This window comes from Paraburkholderia caffeinitolerans, assembly GCF_902859945.1.
GTDB lineage: Bacteria > Pseudomonadota > Gammaproteobacteria > Burkholderiales > Burkholderiaceae > Paraburkholderia > Paraburkholderia caffeinitolerans.
This window is the reverse complement of the sequence record NZ_CADIKL010000011.1, coordinates 63,189-80,846: the sequence shown is the minus strand read 5'-3', so window position 1 is coordinate 80,846 and position 17,658 is coordinate 63,189. Positions and strand designations below refer to the sequence as shown.

General features: G+C 61.8%; 17 protein-coding genes. 10 read left to right on the top strand and 7 right to left on the bottom strand.

What is annotated here, in order from left to right; translation table 11 throughout:
- Window positions 1–145: 145 nt before the first annotated feature.
- A complete protein-coding gene (locus tag HV773_RS13335) occupies window positions 146–907 on the bottom strand; it encodes a hypothetical protein (RefSeq protein WP_129563609.1) in 762 nt (253 codons plus the stop codon).
- A gap of 80 nt (window positions 908–987) precedes the next feature.
- Between HV773_RS13335 and HV773_RS13330 the strand changes: the two genes are divergently transcribed.
- The 3 genes from HV773_RS13330 to HV773_RS13320 all read left to right on the top strand — a co-directional run bounded on the left by HV773_RS13330 (window position 988) and on the right by HV773_RS13320 (window position 3,366).
- On the top strand, window positions 988–2,043 hold the full coding sequence (locus tag HV773_RS13330; protein WP_129563608.1) for a GlxA family transcriptional regulator: 1,056 nt from the start codon (window positions 988–990) through the stop codon (window positions 2,041–2,043).
- 221 nt (window positions 2,044–2,264) lie between these two features.
- A complete protein-coding gene (locus HV773_RS13325; protein ID WP_175195300.1) occupies window positions 2,265–3,092 on the top strand; it encodes a hypothetical protein in 828 nt (275 codons plus the stop codon).
- 61 nt (window positions 3,093–3,153) lie between these two features.
- Window positions 3,154–3,366 (top strand): hypothetical protein, encoded by a 213-nt coding sequence (locus tag HV773_RS13320; RefSeq protein ID WP_129563606.1) that lies wholly within the window; start codon window positions 3,154–3,156, stop codon window positions 3,364–3,366.
- Window positions 3,367–3,432: 66 nt separating this feature from the next.
- On the opposite strand, the gene HV773_RS13315 is transcribed toward HV773_RS13320, so the two are convergent.
- On the bottom strand, window positions 3,433–4,674 hold the full coding sequence (locus HV773_RS13315) for a multidrug effflux MFS transporter (RefSeq protein ID WP_129563605.1): 1,242 nt from the start codon (window positions 4,672–4,674) through the stop codon (window positions 3,433–3,435).
- 252 nt (window positions 4,675–4,926) lie between these two features.
- Here HV773_RS13315 and HV773_RS13310 point away from each other — a divergent pair, with 252 nt between their 5' ends.
- Both HV773_RS13310 and HV773_RS13305 read left to right on the top strand, forming a co-directional pair.
- On the top strand, window positions 4,927–5,679 hold the full coding sequence (locus tag HV773_RS13310; protein ID WP_129563604.1) for a 2OG-Fe(II) oxygenase: 753 nt from the start codon (window positions 4,927–4,929) through the stop codon (window positions 5,677–5,679).
- Window positions 5,676–6,374, top strand: coding sequence for a 2OG-Fe(II) oxygenase (locus HV773_RS13305; protein ID WP_129563603.1), 699 nt, complete (start codon window positions 5,676–5,678; stop codon window positions 6,372–6,374). Before HV773_RS13310 ends, HV773_RS13305 begins: the two co-directional genes overlap by 4 nt.
- A gap of 163 nt (window positions 6,375–6,537) precedes the next feature.
- Here the strand turns inward: HV773_RS13305 and HV773_RS13300 are convergent, their stop codons facing one another.
- The 3 genes from HV773_RS13300 to HV773_RS37255 all read right to left on the bottom strand — a co-directional run bounded on the left by HV773_RS13300 (window position 6,538) and on the right by HV773_RS37255 (window position 8,857).
- The gene (locus HV773_RS13300) at window positions 6,538–7,710 is read right to left on the bottom strand and encodes a TIGR02391 family protein (protein WP_129563602.1); all 1,173 of its coding nucleotides are present in this window, start codon (window positions 7,708–7,710) and stop codon (window positions 6,538–6,540) included.
- Between the two features lie 241 nt (window positions 7,711–7,951).
- Window positions 7,952–8,557, bottom strand: coding sequence for a hypothetical protein (locus HV773_RS13295; protein ID WP_129563601.1), 606 nt, complete (start codon window positions 8,555–8,557; stop codon window positions 7,952–7,954).
- A 177-nt stretch (window positions 8,558–8,734) separates the two neighbouring features.
- Complete coding sequence (locus HV773_RS37255; RefSeq protein ID WP_257791205.1) at window positions 8,735–8,857, bottom strand: hypothetical protein; 123 nt, start codon at window positions 8,855–8,857, stop codon at window positions 8,735–8,737.
- Between the two features lie 100 nt (window positions 8,858–8,957).
- On the opposite strand from HV773_RS37255, the gene HV773_RS13290 reads away from it, so the two are divergent.
- The 3 genes from HV773_RS13290 (at window position 8,958) to HV773_RS13280 (ending at window position 13,446) form a co-directional block, all read left to right on the top strand.
- On the top strand, window positions 8,958–10,406 hold the full coding sequence (locus HV773_RS13290) for an MFS transporter (RefSeq protein WP_129563600.1): 1,449 nt from the start codon (window positions 8,958–8,960) through the stop codon (window positions 10,404–10,406).
- Between the two features lie 169 nt (window positions 10,407–10,575).
- The gene (locus HV773_RS13285; protein WP_129563599.1) at window positions 10,576–12,513 is read left to right on the top strand and encodes a potassium transporter Kup; all 1,938 of its coding nucleotides are present in this window, start codon (window positions 10,576–10,578) and stop codon (window positions 12,511–12,513) included.
- A 150-nt stretch (window positions 12,514–12,663) separates the two neighbouring features.
- Window positions 12,664–13,446, top strand: a complete 783-nt coding sequence (locus tag HV773_RS13280; protein ID WP_129563598.1) for an ABC transporter substrate-binding protein — start codon at window positions 12,664–12,666, stop codon at window positions 13,444–13,446.
- A 60-nt stretch (window positions 13,447–13,506) separates the two neighbouring features.
- Here the strand turns inward: HV773_RS13280 and HV773_RS13275 are convergent, their stop codons facing one another.
- Complete coding sequence (locus tag HV773_RS13275; RefSeq protein WP_129563597.1) at window positions 13,507–14,457, bottom strand: LysR substrate-binding domain-containing protein; 951 nt, start codon at window positions 14,455–14,457, stop codon at window positions 13,507–13,509.
- Window positions 14,458–14,618: 161 nt separating this feature from the next.
- On the opposite strand from HV773_RS13275, the gene HV773_RS13270 reads away from it, so the two are divergent.
- Together HV773_RS13270 and HV773_RS13265 are read left to right on the top strand one after the other, a co-directional pair.
- Window positions 14,619–15,782: a M20 aminoacylase family protein gene (locus HV773_RS13270; RefSeq protein ID WP_129563596.1), complete on the top strand. Its 1,164-nt coding sequence runs from the start codon at window positions 14,619–14,621 to the stop codon at window positions 15,780–15,782.
- A gap of 73 nt (window positions 15,783–15,855) precedes the next feature.
- The gene (locus HV773_RS13265; protein ID WP_129563595.1) at window positions 15,856–16,647 is read left to right on the top strand and encodes an ABC transporter substrate-binding protein; all 792 of its coding nucleotides are present in this window, start codon (window positions 15,856–15,858) and stop codon (window positions 16,645–16,647) included.
- A gap of 15 nt (window positions 16,648–16,662) precedes the next feature.
- On the opposite strand, the gene HV773_RS13260 is transcribed toward HV773_RS13265, so the two are convergent.
- Window positions 16,663–17,610 carry a LysR substrate-binding domain-containing protein gene (locus tag HV773_RS13260; protein WP_129563594.1) on the bottom strand — a complete coding sequence of 316 codons (948 nt, stop codon included), beginning with the start codon at window positions 17,608–17,610 and terminating at the stop codon, window positions 16,663–16,665.
- Between the last annotated feature and the right edge of the window lie 48 nt (window positions 17,611–17,658).

The following is a 17,658-nucleotide window of genomic DNA, read 5'->3' as shown; positions in this document are numbered from 1 at the left end:
TCGAGCCAGATCCTTTCCCTCCCTGCGGGGTTGCTGAATTGCGAGCAACGCCCCGGTTTTTGCGAATGACCCGCCCCATTTCATCGGGCGGGCTTTTGCCATGCGCTTTCAGCATACGCACGTGGCAGCACTCGCAGCGCGGCGATTAGATCAACGCGAATGGGCACTTCGCGCGAAATTTTCGCCAGAGCCGTCTGCGGAGATAACGCTGCTTCGTATCGATTCCGTGCCGGTAACCGAACGCGAAAACCCATTTCACGAATGCAGGAAAGACGCAGATCGCGTACATGAGCAGCACGCTGGCGAATAGCAGAAAGTAGACAGGCTGCCCCTCTGTGATGAGGTAGATGCAGACGCCGACGACCGTGCAAAAGATCGAAGCTCCTGCTTTTGCGGACAGAATCTCAAGCAAATACATGTAACCGAGCACGCCCTTCGGCGAATTGAGCCACATGTGCGGGGGGAACGCATCGGGGATCTCGTTGGTGTCCATCGGGCGCATCATGAGCTCGATGCAATGCCGTCGTTGCGCGCGGCCGCGAATTCCCGCCGCCAGCAACGTTGCAATGACGGCGGGCGCCAGAGCGACAAGCGTCGTGATGAGCGCCACCTTGATCGAAAGCGATTCGTGTACCGCCTGGTTATTCATGCGATAGGCAATATCGAGCGGGATGAACCACGTTCCCCGGCCATCGAAATGAAGCAGCAGGGCCGTCGCGAGCGATCCTGCTCCGAGTAGGCCAAGCTTCTTTTTTCCAGGTTTCCACCAGGCTATCGTGCCCATATTCGTATGGCCTTTCTTGTTGTCGTCATAAGATGATTCTCGCAAATCGCCTGTCTTTAACGGCGGTTGCGTATCGAAATTTAGGGTTCGCCTGTATAGGCGGCGATTTTGTGTATCTTGCATCACGCCACCGGGGCCGTAGAATTCTGGGGATTTTCCACTGCTCCGAATTATCTGGAATGCATTGATGCAGGCGTTCTCCCATGACGAACCATTTGATTCACAGCGTTGAGAGCGAGGCCCGAAACCCGAAGCGGTTGCGCTTCGGCATCGTGCTGCTGCCCAATTTCACCTTGACGGCATTCTCCGGCTTTGTGGACCTCCTGCGCCTCGCAAGCGACGAGGGCGATATGAGCCGGCCCGTGCGCTGCTCGTGGACCATCGTGGGAGAAAATCTCGTGCCCGTGCGCGCGAGTTGCGGGATTCAGATCACGCCGTGGTCGACCTTCGGCGAGGCTGAGGAATTCGATTACGTGGTGATCGTGGGCGGGCTGCTGCATTCGGGACCCTCGGCCAGCGGTGCGACGCTCGCCTTTATCCGCGCCATGGCCGACACGCCGGCCACCCTCGTGGGCGTTTGCACGGGTGCGTTCGCGTTGGTGCGCGCCGGCGTGATGAGCGGCTATCGGGTTTGCGTAAGCTGGTTTCACTACTGGGATTTCGTCGAGCGCTTCCCGCATGTGGACGAGCACGAAATCGTTGCCGACCGGCTGTTCGTGATCGACCGGCGGCGCATTACGTGCTCGGGCGGCCGTGCGTCGATCGACGTGGCGGCGGCCATCCTGTTGCGCCACGTGGAGGCCACGATCGTGCGCAAGGCGCTGCGTATTCTGCTGGTGGACGATGCGCAGAAAGGCAACGCGCCCCAGCCACATCCACCGGGCCTTGAGCCTGCCACGCATCCCAAGGTCCGGCGCGCCATTTTGCTGATGGAGCAGCATATCGGCCAGCCGCTGAGCTTGCCGGATCTTGCGAGCCGGCTCGAAGTATCGGTTCGGCAACTCGAACGGCTGTTCACTACGGAGACGGGCCGCTCTCCTGGCGCCTATGCGAGGCAGATCCGCCTACGCATGGCCTCGTGGTTGTTGACGAGTTCGGACCGCACGGTGGCCGATATTGCATCGTCATGCGGATTCTCCGATGCTTCGCACCTGGGCCGCGAGTTTCGCAAAGAGTTTGGCGAATCGCCCAACGAATATCGAACCACGCGGCTGCCGGACGCGCATGACCTGTCGCCGGTGCTGCCTGAGGTACATTGATTTCGCTGGCGAGCATTGGCCGGAATAGGTCCGCTTCGGCCCGCCAAACGGAGAGACTCCCCCGCATGCCATCGTCGGCTGGAAAATACCGCAGCGTTGTGCCGGTCCGTGTGGGTCGGTGTCTAGTGGTTCTTTTCACGCTCACGTGTGCAGCATCGGCTGCTGCCCAATCCGTTCGGGACATCATCGGGGCGGCGCGTCTTGGTTCGGGCTATGCGCAAATGCTCAATCTGGTCGCGACGCCGGACATCAGCTCCGCGCATCTCGACGTTTCGGACGGCGACACTCCGCAATCGCTCAACGTCACCCGCGTTCCCTACGAGGGGAATCTGGTCACGTTTTCAGATCGGAACAGTCTGGGTTGGCGGGTTTCAGGCGGCTACTTTCGTGACAAGGGGGAACTCACTGGCGACGCGCTGAACGGGGCGGCGGGCAGCATCACAAGCAAGTGGTCGGCGTTCAGTGCGACCGGCGGCCTGTTCCTGGAAAGCAAACTGGGTTATGGGCTTACCTTCGAGCCGGGCCTGGACGTTAGTGTGGCCAGGCTGCTCAATGACACTTCGTATGCTGGCGCGGCCACCAGTCTGCAACCGGCTCTCGATGGGCCGCTCTTCAATTGGCACGAGAATGCCTGGCTGATTACGCCGAACGCGGCGCTCGAATGGTCGGCGAATCTGGCGCCGGAACGCACCTTGACCGTGCGTGGGCATGTCGCGTGGTCGTGGATTTCGAGTTTCGGCGAGTCCGATCCGCTATTGCGATTCAGGGAAACGGCCGGGTCGTGGTCGATTCAGTCGACTTATTCGGCGCCGACCGGCGCGCGGCTATTTGCGCGCCCGTTGAATTACGTGGTCAATGCCGGTTACGGTGGATTCTTCGGGCCCAATCACGACGCGCTTGGGTTCTCGACAGTGGCAAACATTGGCGGCGGATTCGAACTTCCGCTTTCGAGCAGTGACGCACAGTCGAAGCGCGTGCGCGCGGGCGCAGCCTGGCTATTCGGTCCTCATGTCCATGGGTGGACGGTGAGTCTGGGTTTGACGTATTGATACGCCCACTTCTGCGCTGTATCCCCTAAAATTCGAGGGCATGCTGCAACAAGGAGTGGACATGAACAGGGACAGAGCCGAGCACATTCTTCTCGAAGCCGATTCGGTTGCCGAACTGGTGCTGGGTGGCTTCGATATGACGATTGATTCTTCGGAAGGACGCGCGCTGTACGAGCGCGCATTTACCGCTTACGTCCGCAGCGAGATTGGCGATTTGCCGATGGCGTCGCTATATGACCTGCTGAAGGGTTCGACGGGAACCTTGCCGTCGTAGTAGTGCAGGCGCTGTCCGGCGAGCCCGCTTCCTGCGTGCTCGCCGTCCGCGTTCACACTGGCGATTTCACGCCGCCGCTTCGGACTCCATCCGCTCGAGATAGCGCAGCAGTTTGCTCACCATCATGACGACCGTGAGCGCGAGGATCACGAAGAACACCGCAAGCGGCGCGAGCACGTGCACGGAAACGAAGCCGGCCAGCCCCATCATCGCCGAAGACACGAGCAACAGCGCGCATCCGAGTATCGCGCTCGTCAAGCCCGCAATGTGCGGAAACAGCGAATTGCCCTTGGCCATCAGCGTGGGATACATCGCACCCGCGCACAAACCCATCACGAGCACCGGCGCCGCGAGCGTCCAGACCTGCAGGCCCACCGTCAGCGAGAGCAGCAGCATCGTGATCGCCGCGCCCGCCATCACGCGCGAGCCAAACCGCAGCCGCCACTCGGGGCTCGGCAGGTTCGGGCCGTGCAGCCGGTTCGACAGGCCGCCGAGGAAATACATCATGCCGATGCCGAGCGCGAGATAGCCGAAATAGGTCGGCGGCTTGTGCAGCGTGTTCAGCACCATGAACGGCCCGACGATATTGAACACCAGCAGGATGCTGTAGCACAGCCCCTGCGCGAGAAAGCAGCTCTGGAACACCGGGCTCGCGAGCACCTTCCCCGCATTCGCCATGAGCGTGCGCGGCTCCAGATGCACGGGCTGCGGCAGCGTCTCGCGATAGCGCCAAAGCACCGCCCACATGCCGAGCGAATAGAGGAGCAGGAACACGAGGCAGGCCTGCCAGCCGAACCACGTTTGCAGGTGCGCGCCTATCACCGGCGCGACAATGGGCGCGAGCCCCCACGTGATCGACATATAGGTGTACACGTGCATCAGCGCCTTGCCGCTGAACGAGTCGGTGATGATGGCCTTGGCGAGCAGGTTGGTCGTGGCGATGCCGATGCCCTGCAGGCAGCGGGCCAGCACGAAGGTCTCCAGATTGGGCGCGGCGAGCGACAGCACGCAGCCTATCGTGTAGATCACCAGCCCGAACGCGAGCACGCGCTTGCGCCCGTATGCATCGGCGATGGGCCCGAAAACGAGCTGGCCGAGCGCGTAGGCGGCCATGTAGCCGGACACGCTCGACTGGATCGCTTGCGGCGAGGTCCCGAAATAGCGCGCCATCGCGGGCAACGCGGGGACGTAGATGTCGATCGCGAGCTGGCCAGCGGATGCGTACAGGCAGATCATCGCCAACAGGAAGCGCGGCGAATTGGTTGCGCGCGCAAGCGTGGTCGCGCGGTTGGAGGAGGAGGCGGACATTAGGGAAATAATGGGTACGTAGCGGGCGTTTCGATTGAATCCCGCACGGTTCGCCATGACCAAAGCCATAGGCGGGCCATATACTAACATTCCCCCGTGGTTCGAGTTTGCCGCGCATGAATTGCAGCGCAAGGCGCGGAGTTTCTTGCGGCTGTCGCGCCGGTAGACTGGATTCGTTCGATTTTCCACCGGAAACAAGACATGACCGATGCGGAACTGGCTGATCGAAGGGATGGGGCCACGAATTCGGCCATGAATTGGACCACAAGCGCTGACGCGATCTGGGCCGACGCAATCGAGTCGCTCGACCGCTATGGCAATGCGGTGCTGCCGTCCGTGCTCCGGGCGCAACAATGCGAGCAGCTTGCCGCGCTCTATGCGCGCGACGACTGCTTTCGCACGCGTATCGTGATGGCGCGCCACAATTTCGGGCGCGGCGAATACAAGTATTTCGCCTATCCGCTGCCGCCGCTGCTCGAACGGCTGCGCCACGCGCTGTACCGCCGCCTTGCGCCGGTCGCCAATCGGTGGAACCGGCAAATGGGTCTCGACGTGCAGTATCCCGACGCGCTCGACGCATTTCTCGCGCGCTGCCACGCAGCAGGACAGACGCGGCCCACCCCGCTCATGCTCCGCTATCGCGCGGGCGACTACAACTGCCTGCATCAGGACCTTTACGGCGATCATGTGTTTCCGCTTCAGGTGGCGATACTGCTTTCGGCGCCGGGCGAGGATTTCACGGGTGGCGAATTCGTGATGACCGAAACGGGAAGCCGCGATCAGCACGCCGATGTCGTCGCGTTGGGGCAGGGCGATGCCGTGGTGTTCGCCGTCAATCAGCGGCCGGACATGACGCCGGGCGCGCAAGGGCGCGCGAGCGTGCGCCGCGTGGCGATGCGCCATGGCGTGAGCGTCGTGCGCAGCGGGACCCGCCATACGCTCGGGCTGATCTTTCACGATGCGCGTGCAGCTTCGGCATCAGCATCGGTGTTGGAGCCGGCATGAATGCGCGCGCCATGATCGAGCGTTTCGATATTGACGCCGTTACTGCGCAACTGGACGCCGAAGGTTACGCCGTGCTGCCGGGTTGTTTCGATTCGCGGGAAGCACGCGCGCTCGCGCGGTTGCTCGACGAAAGGCGTGTACCGGTTTTGCTCGTGCCGGATGAGCCTGGAAGCGGAGAACGGCTTTACTTTGACGAGGGCTTGCCCCCGCTCTTGCATGCGTGGCGCGAAGCGCTCTATCGGTGGCTGGTGCCCGTGGCGAACCGCTGGCATGCGCTGGCGGGTCTCGAAGCACGCTTTCCCGCCGAATTCGATGCGTTTCTCGATGCAAACCACCGCGCCGGGCAGCATCGGCCGCAATCGCATTTGAGCCGGCTGCGGGCAGGCGATCGTCTCGCGCTGCATCGCCACGACGAGGGCGAGTGGGTGTTTCCGTTTCAGATGGTCGCGCTGCTATGCGAGCCGCAACATGACTTTACGGGCGGCGAATTCGTCATGACCGAGCAGCGCCCGCGCATGCAGTCGCGGCCGATGGTCGTGCCGCTTGCATTCGGCGATGCGGCGATTATCGCGACCGGGCAGCGTCCGGTTGAAGGGGCGAATGGGTACTACCGGGTCAAGCTAAAGCATGCGATTAGTCGCGTGCGTAGCGGTGAGCGCGTGGGGATGGAGTGGGTTTTTCACGAGGGGGTTTGAACCTCGTCAAAGTACCGCCCAGTAAGGCTCTGGCGCTGCTACACATACCCATGTGTATACGGGTTGTGGGGCTGTCGACACTCAATCGGACGCCGCGAACATGCTCGATGTTGTGCGCTTTGATACTGGCTCAACTCGGCACGAGACTGAGGCAGTTCCGCCGTTAGAACGGGATGTCTTCGTCATCGTTCGCGGGGGATGACAAGAGTGGCGTGCCGTCGTCCAATAGAACCCCTGGATTGTCCGGGTCTGTTTCGCTTTCTAGCGCATCCGCGAACCGCTTTTGCCAGTCCGTGTTTAGCACGGTCACGGAGTTGATGAGCTTGCCACGAATTTGTTCTTCCCCGTTCTTGACCGCGTTTGCGATTGCGCGCACCGCTCGGGAAATGTGGTTCGGTTCGAGCAATACCTCATCAAGCCACGAAAAGAAGTACCTGACTACGTAGAGTCTTGCGTTCGGGTCTGAGTCCTCCAAGCGAGAAACAAGCACCCGTGCCGCCTCCTTCCGCAAAGAGAAGTGGCAGAGGAAATTGTTCGACCATGTGGCCAGCGGCGAGCTAGTTTTGCCTGACGGCTCCACCACGCCAGATTTGATGCCAGCGATCAGCTTGTTTTCAATCCGCAACCTAGGGAGTTCCTGCAAGTTCTGCCAAAACTCGGGTTTAAGCAACCGCAATGCCGTGCGGATTGCCGCATCCTCGGTAGTAGTCCGAAACTCGTCAGAGACCACGGTCAGATAGTTGTTAACTTGCGTAGGCGAAAGAGCGTCCAGCAACGCCTGAATCAAGAAGCGCAGTTTCCCCAGATCAAGCGTCCGCCGCTCCTTAAACAATGCAATGACGGCTTCCGTGAGGCGCAGGGTTGGAATCTCCGCTACTAGTAGCTCTGCGTAGCGCTGCGACTCAACGAACTCTGGGTCTTGAACCTTACCCATGAAGGTTGCAACCGTGAAAACGTCTTTCGACGCACTGAGTACATCAACGAGATGCCCAAGGAAACAAATGATCGAATCGGCTGTTTCCTGCGTATCCTGAGTCGGCTCGTGACTGCGAGGATTACGAATACCAATGTAAATCCCGCGAAGAATCTGCTCGTAGCCTTTTTGTACGTTCCGGTCCGATTCGGTTTGCAGGGCATTCAGACGGAGCTTAGGGCTTTCACCTCCGAGCGCCTGCCCTATCAACGCTGATCCATCGCCGTCCACACCGGCACGTTCTCGCAGCAAACTGCTAATGAAGTAGGTCGCCTCAAGCACCGCATGAGAATAGTTCTCAGCTTCGTAAGCCACCCGAATCGCTTCCCACAGTGCTTCCGGGATGTGTGTTTGCAAGTTCATGTATGGACAGTGATTGTTATTGCGTGCGGGAATCGTAGCAGATCAGAACCCAATTCCGCTGTATCTATTCGCGAGCACTTACGCAGCCCATCGGGTCAAGTTTAGGCAGCCCTACGGTGCAAGACGAGCGTTATTGCTGCCGTCTAGACCGGTAGCGCAGATTTACCCGGTGAATGCAATGCACAGAGGATTTAAAAGGCGGTTGTTTTACGCGGCCGTCTTTCCCACTGATAACACGCCCTCAATGCCGATAAATATCCGCCATCTCATCCATGGAATGCCGGCGTGTCATGGCGGCGTATCGCAGGCGTTCGGCGCGCGCCGTATGCCGATGGCCATTCAGGGTGGGCCGCTTCGATTCCGGTGGCATGGTGGAGACTTCGCGCACATTGTGCGCATTCGCGGGAACCCATCCGCCCTTGACAATGGCCTGCGAGAGCAGCGCTTTGGTTTCCGGCGTATTGCCGCGTTGCGCGATGGCGCCGCTGGTCGTTTCGATCACGCAATCCCATTGGGCGGCAGCCGCGCATTCGCGCGCCTGCGCGAGCAGGGTATCGTAGGCATCGGGCTGTGACGTGGGCGCTGCCGCGATGGCGGGCACGGACGCATTCGCGACCACGTAGCGATCGGGTTCGGCGGGCTCGTCGCGCGACTGCGCTGCCACGTGATACTTCACGCCAATCGCGACCATGAGCAGGAAGAAACCGAAACTTACCGCGAGGCTGAACCAGGCGCCGCCGGTCAGGCGCGCGGGCTCGTTGCTTCTTTCGGAGGCTCCGGGTTCACCCACGTTATCCGGCTCCCGTTCCTCTCGCTCCTCTTGTTCCGGCAGGGGCGGCATCGTCATGGAACGACTCTCCTTTTGCTTCGCTTCTCGAAGACCGCCACGGTCGAACACCTGTGGCGGATGCCAAAAGCATAGAAATCGGCGAAACGAAACGCAACTCTCGTGGAAAGGGCCAGTGTGCGAACGGGAAAACAAGGAAAACGTGAAAAAGGGGCAAGCGGGCAAGTTTTTCTTTCTTCAGAAGAAAGTTACCCGCAGGATTTCCGGCTGCCATTCCCGTTCAACGCCGTGCACCGGGCCGTTTCGCAATGAAGCAAAAATAGCTCCCGCCAGGCATTCATGACGCTTACGTTCTGTCATGATGCCGCTCGCCTTCTATGGCGCCGGATTTTGTTCACGTCTACTGAAGCGAATGGCTGTGCCACGTCCTGTGACACAGCCTTTTTCATCAGAGGACGCCATGCGCAAAGCTTCCGTTTCTTCGTCGCCCAAATCGCGTGCGACTGCCGCCGCACGGCTCGAACGCTTGCCGTTTTCCGGCTATCACAAGCTGATTTTTCTGATCATCGCGCTCGCGTTTTTCTTCGATTCGGTCGATCTCGGCACCATGACATTCGTGCTCGGCTCGATCAAGAAGGAGTTTGGACTGTCGAGCGCGCAAGCCGGGCTCGTGGCCAGCGCGAGTTTTGTCGGCATGACGATTGGCGCTGCGGTGGCGGGGTTGCTCGCGGACCGTTTCGGCCGCCGTCCGGTCTTTCAGTGGAGCATGGTGCTGTGGGGCGTCGCGTCGTATCTGTGCTCGACCGCGCACGATGTGAACTCGCTAATCGTTTACCGGATCCTGCTTGGCTTTGGCATGGGCATGGAGTTTCCGATTGCGCAGGCCTTGCTTTCCGAATTCGTGCCCTCCGCGCAGCGCGGTCGCATGGTCGCGCTGATGGACGGCTTCTGGCCGCTCGGCTTCATTACTGCCGGCATCGTCGCGTACTTCGTGCTGCCGACGCTGGGGTGGCGCACCGTGTTCGCGCTGCTCGCGATTCCCGCGGTGTTTGTGCTCGTCGTGCGCCGGATCGTGCCGGAGTCGCCGCGCTGGCTCGAGCATCGCGGTCGTCTCGTCGACGCCGATCGCGTGGTCTCGGACATCGAAAAGCGCGTGATGCGTTCCATGGAGCTCACGAGCTTGCCCGCGCCGCAGCCGCTCGCGCAGCCCGCATCTTCGCGCGGACGCAGCGCGTTGCGCGAGATCTGGAGCCCTGCCTACCGCCGCCGCACGACGATGGTGTGGCTGCTCTGGTTCTTCGCACTGCTCGGCTTTTACGGGCTTACTTCGTGGCTTGGCGCGCTGCTGCAGCAGGCCGGCTTCGCCGTCACGCAATCGGTGTTCTATACCGTGCTGATCTCGCTGGGCGGGATTCCGGGCTTCCTCTGCGCGGCGTGGCTCGTCGAGCGCTGGGGCCGCAAGCCCACCTGTATTGCATCGCTCGTGGGCGGCGGCGTGATGGCGTTCGTCTACGGGCAAACGGCGTTGCATGGCGCAAGTATCGTATTGCTGGTCGGCACGGGACTCGTGATGCAGTTCTTCCTGTTCGCGATGTGGGCCGCGCTCTACACCTATACGCCCGAGCTCTACGGCACCGGCGCGCGCGCGACGGGCTCGGGGTTCGCCTCGGCGATCGGGCGGGTCGGCTCGCTGATCGGTCCGTATGTGGTGGGCGTCGTGCTGCCGTTGTTCGGCCAGGGCGGCGTGTTCACGCTCGGCGCGCTGTCGTTCGTGGTTGCGGCGCTGGCCGTGTGGGTGCTCGGCATCGAGACGAAGAATGCTTCGCTCGAGGCGCTGGAATCGTTGGAGGCGGGGGCTGGAATGGCATCGGCTGCTCGCGAAAAGACCTGGGGGAATCAGCTGAATTAAAGCCGTTGAATTAAAGCATCGAGCGGATTAATCCGCGAGAAAGTGGGGCGGTGCGTTTTCGGCGTGCGTAGACGTATTCAAACGCACCCGAAAAGCATCGCCCCAATTGCCATAACGGCGATTTGGGTGTTTGATGGGCATGCGCCGTATCGCGCACCAGGAGGCAGACATGGGAGACTCCTCATCGGCCACGCCCGCGGCCGGCCCCTCGCACGACGAGCACGATGCGCACCACGAGCATCCGCAGGCGCTCGGCGGTCTCGCGCTCGCGGCGCTCGGCGTGGTCTATGGCGACATCGGCACGAGCCCGCTCTACACGCTCTCCACGGTGTTCGATCCCGGCAATGGCCTCGCGCTCGATGCTTTCAACATTGTCAGCATCGTCTCGCTGATCTTCTGGTCGCTGATGATCGTCGTCTCGCTCAAATACGTCGCGCTGATCCTGCGCGCGAATAATCACGGCGAAGGCGGGATCATGGCACTGCTGGCGCTGGCCGCTTCGTCGGTCTCGCACCGGCCGCGGCTGCGCCATGCGCTGCTGATCGTGGGCGTGATGGGCGCTGCGCTCTTCTTCGGTGACAGCGTGATTACGCCGGCCATCTCCGTGCTGAGCGCGGTGGAGGGGCTGGAAGTCGCGGCGCCCGAACTCAAGACCTTTGTGATTCCGGTGACGCTCGCCGCGATAATCGTGCTCTTCGTCGCGCAAAAGCACGGCACGGGGGGCATCGGCGCGGTGTTCGGGCCGGTGATGGTGCTCTGGTTCGTGGTGATCGGCGTGGCGGGCGTCGCCAATATCGCCCGCGCGCCGGTCGTGCTGGTGGCGCTCAATCCGTGGCGCGGGATCGCTTTCTGCCTGCATCATCACTGGGTGGCGTTCGTCGCGCTCGGCGCGGTCGTGCTCTCGCTCACAGGCGCGGAGGCGCTGTATGCCGACATGGGCCATTTCGGCAAGCGTCCCATCCGGCTCACGTGGTTCGGTGTCGTGTTTCCGGCGCTCGCGCTTAATTACCTTGGGCAAGGCGCATTGCTGCTGGCCAATCCCGGCGCGGTGCAGAATCCGTTTTATCGGCTCTTTCCGCAGTGGTCGATCTTTCCGATGATCGTGCTCGCCACGCTCGCGACCGTGATCGCTTCGCAGGCCGTGATTTCCGGCACGTACTCAATGGCGATGCAGGCCATGCATCTCTCGTTCCTGCCGCGCATGAACATCGTGCACACGTCCGAGCGCGAGTTCGGCCAGATCTACGTGCCGGGGATCAACTGGATCCTGCTGGTTGCGGTGATTGCCGCCGTGGTCGGATTCGGTTCGTCCACGGCGCTTGGGTCCGCCTACGGTATCGCGGTCACGGGCACGATGCTGATCACTACCTGCCTCACGTTCTTCGTCGTGCGCTACGCATGGCATTACAACTGGGCGCTATGCGTGCTCGCCACCGCGTTCTTTCTCGTGATCGACACGCTGTTCTTTTCGGCGAATCTGCTGAAGATCGTGCAGGGCGGCTGGTTCCCGCTCGTGCTTGGCGCGGCGATGTTCACGATCATGGCCACGTGGGGCCGCGGCTGGCAGATGATGATGGCCGAAGCGCGCGTGCGCGCGGGTAAGAAGCCGCTCAAGCCTTACCTCGATACGCTGCTTGCCAGTTCGCCCGTGCGCGTGGGCGGCACCGCGATCTTCCTCACGCCCGATCTCGAGTCGGTGCCGCATGCGCTCATCAACAACTTGCGCCATAACCGCGTGCTGCATGAGCGCGTCGTGTTCCTGACCGTCATGACGAAGAGCGTGCCGCAAGTGCCCGAAAGCGAGCGTGTGAAGGTGGCGCTGCTGGCTCCGGGTTGTTATCAGGTGAGTGTGATTTACGGCTTCAAGGACGACGTGAACCTGCCGCAGGCACTCGCGGCCGCGAAGTCCGTGGGGTTCGCGTTCGATCCGCAGGAGACTTCGTGGTTCCTGAGCCGCGCGCTAGTGGTGGTGGCGGCGGGTCGTGGCATGGGTTTCTGGCGTGGGCGGCTGTTTGCGGTGATGCTGCATAACGTGGGCAATATCGCGGCGTACTTCAAATTGCCGGCTAGTCGCGTGATCGAATTGGGCGCGCGTGTGGAGATCTGAACGAATCTGATCGATTTGGAAGTTTAGAAAAACTTAAGCATCGAGCATCGGCACACCTCTATTCTTTGGGTTTTTGAGTCCATATGCTTGGGCCGTCGTCGCGATTGCCATCTTGCCAACCGAAAGCGACCCTCCCGAACAGGATCTTCCATGAATGCCACGAAGAAGACGCTGGTGTGCCTCGCGCTGTCCCTTGCGGCGCTTTCTGCTCACGCCAAGGCACTGACCGAGTTGAAATTCGGTGTCGACCCGACCTACGCGCCGTTCGAATCAAAAGCGCCGGACGGCAAGCTCGTGGGCTTCGAAATTGATCTCGGCAACGAAATCTGCCGGCGGCTCCAGACAAAGTGCGTCTGGGTCGAAACCGCGTTCGACGGCATCATTCCGGCGCTGCAGGGCCGCAAGTTCGACGCGATCATGTCCGCGTTGTCGGTGACGCCGCAGCGCGAAGCGCAGGTGGCGTTCTCGACCATGCTGTTCAAGACGCCTAGCGCCTTGATCGGGCCGCGAGGCGCGAAACTCGAACCGACGGTTGCATCGCTGAAGGGCAAGAATATCGGCGTGGCGCAAGGCTCCACTCAGGAGGCTTATGCAAAGGCTTATTGGGCGCCCGCGGGCATTAACGTGATCTCGTACGCGAATCAGGAAGTGGTCTACACCGATTTGCGCGCGGGGCGACTCGACGCGACGCTGACCGACATGATTTCCGGCAGCAATGGTTTTCTGAAAACGCCCTTGGGCCGCGATTACGCGTTTCTCGGCGCGCCGGTGAATGACGCGAAGACGCTGGGCGCAGGCGCGGCAATTGGCTTTCGCAAGAGCGATAACGCGTTGCGAGAGATGATCGATCAGGCGATTGGCGAGATGATCAAGGACGGCACCTATCAAAAGATCGCGCGGCGCTATTTCGATTTCGACGTATTGGCGAGCTAAAACGAACTGAGGTCAACGAGGCCCGGCGCGAATCGGGCGGGCCTCACCTTACCGCAGACCTCAAATCAACAGATCAACCGATCTCAGAACGTTGCGCGTATCGGGAGAATCCGACTTCTGCGCATCGTGCACGGTCTCCACGAGGCATTCGATAAAGCATTCGGACGCCACGCTCAACGGATGGCCGCTGCGTGAAATGATGCTTACCTTCGCGTCTTCCAGTTGCTCGCGCACGGGCACCGCGCACAACCCTTCGCGAGACGCACTCACCTCCACGAGCGGCCACGGAAAGATGCTCGCCATATCGCTTTGCCTCAACAGTGCGAGCGAGATGGCAAACGAATGCGCAAGATGAATCTTGCGTGGCATCGGCAGCTTGTTCCGCTCGAACATATTCTGCGCACTTGGGCCATCGTTCGCGGGGTCCCATGTCAGCAGCCAGTCCAGATCGCAGAGGTCGGCGAGCGAGCGGCAATTGGCGCGCGGATGATCCTGCCGCACGACCACGGCGCACGACGAAGAAAACAGCGGCCGGTATTGAAACTCCACGCCGAGGTCGCCGGGCGTGGGTCGGCCGAGAAAAAAGTCGAGGCTGCCGTCGCGCAACCGCGGGTTCGCAATGGGCAGCAAGCCTTCGAAAAGCTCCAGCCGAATCTCGGGCATGCGCTCGGTAAAGCGCTTCATGGTCTCCGGCAGAAACGTCATCGCGAGCCACGGCGTAATCGCGACCGAAAGTTTGCCGCTGGCCGTGCCGCGCATGGCGTCGACGGCTTCCTGCGCGCGCGCCATCTGGCCGATCATCAGCCGGGCGTGGACGAGCAGGGTCTGCCCGAATTCCGTCAACGTGACGCCCGATGAGGTGCGCAGCACGAGCGGTATTTGAACGGATTCTTCGAGTTGGCGCAGGCTCTTGGTGATGGCGGCGGGCGAGGCGTCGAGCGCGCGCGCCGCGCCGCGAATACCGCCGGCATCCGCGATGGCGACGAAGGTTCTGAGTTGATGGAGTTTCATGCGCGCTTGAGGCGTGTTTCAGGCCTGAACAGACCCCGGTATTGCTGTGGGGTGTTAGCCAAAGGTTGTCACGTTCACGATTCTAGCTCTCCCTATGGCTTTTCTGTCGGGATACGTTAGTGGCAACTGTTCACCTTATCCAAACACGAAAGACGCGCGCCATGACCGATTTGTCCGATATTCACGCCAGCAGCCGCGAAATGATCGAGCTGCGCCAGCACATTCACGCGCATCCCGAGCTTGGCTATGAAGAATTCGCCACCAGCGATCTGGTCGCGGCGCGTCTTGCCGAATGGGGCTATGAGGTGCATCGCGGGCTGGCGGGCACGGGCGTCGTGGGGACGCTGAAATGCGGCAGCGGCGCGCGTAGCATCGGCTTGCGCGCCGACATGGACGCCCTGCCCGTGCACGAGCAGACCGGCCTGCCGTATGCGAGCCGCCACGCGGGCAAGATGCATGCGTGCGGTCACGATGGCCACACGGCCATGCTGCTTTCCGCCGCCAAGCAGCTTGCGCAAACGCGCCACTTCAACGGCACGCTCAACCTGATTTTCCAGCCCGCCGAAGAAGGCCTTGCAGGCGCGCGGCGCATGCTCGCGGAAGGCGTGCTCGAACGCTTTCCCTGCGATGGCGTGTTCGCGATGCACAACATGCCCGGCTATCCGGCCGGCAAGCTCGGCTTTCGCGCGGGCCCGTTCATGGCTTCGGCGGACCAGGTCACGGTGCGCGTGACCGGCGTGGGCGGCCACGGCGCCATGCCGCACAAGACGGTCGACCCCGTGGTCGTGTGCGCGGCCATCGTGTTCGCGCTGCAAACCGTGGTCTCGCGCAACGTCGCGCCGCTCGATATGGCCGTGATCACGGTGGGCGCGATTCACGCGGGCGAGGCGTCCAACGTGATTCCCGACGAGGCGCGCATGGCGATCTCGGTGCGCGCGCTGCGCCCCGAAGTGCGCGACGAACTCGAGCGTCGCATCAAGGAGATCATCGCGGCGCAGGCCGCCGTGTATGGCGCGCGCGTGGAGATCCTCTACGACGCGAGCTACCCGGTGCTCGTCAACGATGCACAGATGACCGCCTTCGCGGAACAGGTCGCGCGCGACTGGGTGGGCGATGCAGGCATGATCGAAGACCTCGCGCCGTTCACCGGCAGCGAAGATTTCGCGTGGTTCCTGCAACGCTGCCCGGGCTGCTATCTGCTGATCGGCAACGGCGATGGCGAAGGGAGTTGCATGGTCCACAATCCAGGCTACGACTTCAACGACGACATTCTTGCGACGGGCGCGGGCTATTGGGTGCGTCTCGTCGAAAGCTTTCTGGCCTGAGCCGATTCGCGTGCTCGCGCTGTGACATGTTTGTGTCATGTGCGGGCCGCTCAACCCTTGCGAAGGAACGTTTATGAAACGGACAGTGCTCTCGTGCTTGCTCACGCTGGCCGCAGTGGCGTCGGCCTTGCCGCTCGGCGCGGCCGCGCAGGATCCGCAGGTGATTCGCTTCGGCGTGGACCCGAGTTATCCGCCGATGGAATCGAAGGCGCCGGACGGCAGCCTGCAAGGCTTCGACATCGAACTGGGCAATGCGATCTGCGCGACGCTGCACCAGAAATGCGTGTGGGTCGAGCAGAACTTCGACGGCATGATTCCCGCGCTCAAGGCCCGCAAGTTCGACGCGATTCTTTCCGCGATGTCGGCCACCGAGTCGCGCCGCCAGCAGATCGATTTCACGAACCGCGTGTACAACAGCCCCTCGGCGCTGATCGCGCGCGCGGGATCGAAGCTCAAGCCTACGGCGCAGGACTTGCAGGGCAAGAGCGTGGGCGTCGTGCAGGGCTCGACCCAGGAGGCTTATGCAAGAGCCGAGTGGGCGCCGCACGGCGTGGCTATCGTCGCTTATCAAACGCAGGACCAGATTTACCAGGACCTGGGCACCGGCCGGCTCGACGCCGCGTTTCAGGCAGCGATGCAGGCCGACTATGGCTTTCTGAAGACGCCGCGCGGCAAGGGTTACGCCGTGGCCGGCGAAACCGTGAAGGATGCGCGGCTCACGGGCAACGGCGTGGCGATCGGCATTCGCAAGGGCGATGCGGCGCTCGAAGCGCGCATCAACGACGCCATTGGCACGATGCGCAAGAACGGCACCTACCAGCAGATCGCCGCGAAGTATTTCCAGTTCGATATTTACGGCGATTGACGCTTCACGCGAGCCTCAGGCGATTACGCTCAGCAGGCTCTCGTTGCGCTGCTGCTGCTCCTTGCCCCGCGTGACGAGCCAGCGGTGAAACTGGCGGCAATGCGGCCTGTCGAATGCGTTCGGCTTCCACTTGAGGAAGTAGGGCGAAGGCAACGCGAGCCCGATCGCGAACGGCATGACGAGGCGACCGGCGGCCAGGTCGTCGCCAATCATGGAGCCTTGCGCGAGCGTGAAGCCGTAGCCGTCGATGGCCGCCTGAATCGCCACGCTCGAAAGCGAGAACACCAGACGGTTCTCGTCGAATTCCTCGCAATCGACGTCGTTGGCGGCAAACCATTCGCGCCACGAAGGCGGCGAGGCGAACTTCGGCAGCCAGTCCACCGTTATTAACGGGTAGGCGAGAAGATCGGCGGGAGTCTTCAGCGGTGCGCCCGATTCCAGCAGACGCGGGCTGCACACGGGCACCACGCAATCACGGAACAGTTCGACCGCGTTCTCGACATTCAGACCCCGCTCGCCGTAGCTGATGCGAAAGTCGATTTCATAACCGTCCGGTGACGGCTCCGTGTGCGTGCCATCGAGATACACACTGAGTTCGGGATGCTGGCGCTGCCATTCGAGCACGCGCGGCGCGAGCCACTTCGAGACTAGCGAAGGCAGCGCGCTGACGCTCAGATTGCGCGTGTTCTTCGCGCGCTCTATTTCGGCGTGCGCCACGCGCAGGCTTTCGAAGGCCGCTGCGCAACTCTCGTGATACTGCCGCCCAATCGTGGTCAGGCGCAGCCGCTTGCCGTCCTTTTGCGTGAGGTGCAGGCCCAGCGTGTCTTCGAGCAGCTTGATCTGCTGGCTGACCGCGCCCGCGGAAATGCCGAGCCGCCGGGCCGCCTCAGTGATGCCGCCGCATCGGCCGACTGCTTCGAAGACCTGCAGCGCACGCAATGGAGGAAAGCTGTTCGTCGTCATTTCGCTGTCGTTGAGTTATCGGCTGAATCTTTGGCGGATATTCACGGT

Coding starts and splice junctions, on each gene's coding strand:
- HV773_RS13320 (WP_129563606.1), top strand. CDS start 3,154: ATGAACAGGGACAGAGCCGAGCACATTCTTCTCGAAGCCGATTCGGTT.
- HV773_RS13275 (WP_129563597.1), bottom strand. CDS start 14,457: ATGAAACTCCATCAACTCAGAACCTTCGTCGCCATCGCGGATGCCGGC.
- HV773_RS13290 (WP_129563600.1), top strand. CDS start 8,958: ATGCGCAAAGCTTCCGTTTCTTCGTCGCCCAAATCGCGTGCGACTGCC.
- HV773_RS13280 (WP_129563598.1), top strand. CDS start 12,664: ATGAATGCCACGAAGAAGACGCTGGTGTGCCTCGCGCTGTCCCTTGCG.
- HV773_RS13295 (WP_129563601.1), bottom strand. CDS start 8,557: ATGACGATGCCGCCCCTGCCGGAACAAGAGGAGCGAGAGGAACGGGAG.
- HV773_RS13300 (WP_129563602.1), bottom strand. CDS start 7,710: ATGAACTTGCAAACACACATCCCGGAAGCACTGTGGGAAGCGATTCGG.
- HV773_RS13310 (WP_129563604.1), top strand. CDS start 4,927: ATGAATTGGACCACAAGCGCTGACGCGATCTGGGCCGACGCAATCGAG.
- HV773_RS13270 (WP_129563596.1), top strand. CDS start 14,619: ATGACCGATTTGTCCGATATTCACGCCAGCAGCCGCGAAATGATCGAG.
- HV773_RS13330 (WP_129563608.1), top strand. CDS start 988: ATGACGAACCATTTGATTCACAGCGTTGAGAGCGAGGCCCGAAACCCG.
- HV773_RS13325 (WP_175195300.1), top strand. CDS start 2,265: ATGCTCAATCTGGTCGCGACGCCGGACATCAGCTCCGCGCATCTCGAC.
- HV773_RS37255 (WP_257791205.1), bottom strand. CDS start 8,857: ATGACAGAACGTAAGCGTCATGAATGCCTGGCGGGAGCTATTTTTGCT.
- HV773_RS13265 (WP_129563595.1), top strand. CDS start 15,856: ATGAAACGGACAGTGCTCTCGTGCTTGCTCACGCTGGCCGCAGTGGCG.
- HV773_RS13260 (WP_129563594.1), bottom strand. CDS start 17,610: ATGACGACGAACAGCTTTCCTCCATTGCGTGCGCTGCAGGTCTTCGAA.
- HV773_RS13285 (WP_129563599.1), top strand. CDS start 10,576: ATGGGAGACTCCTCATCGGCCACGCCCGCGGCCGGCCCCTCGCACGAC.
- HV773_RS13305 (WP_129563603.1), top strand. CDS start 5,676: ATGAATGCGCGCGCCATGATCGAGCGTTTCGATATTGACGCCGTTACT.
- HV773_RS13335 (WP_129563609.1), bottom strand. CDS start 907: ATGCAAGATACACAAAATCGCCGCCTATACAGGCGAACCCTAAATTTC.
- HV773_RS13315 (WP_129563605.1), bottom strand. CDS start 4,674: ATGTCCGCCTCCTCCTCCAACCGCGCGACCACGCTTGCGCGCGCAACC.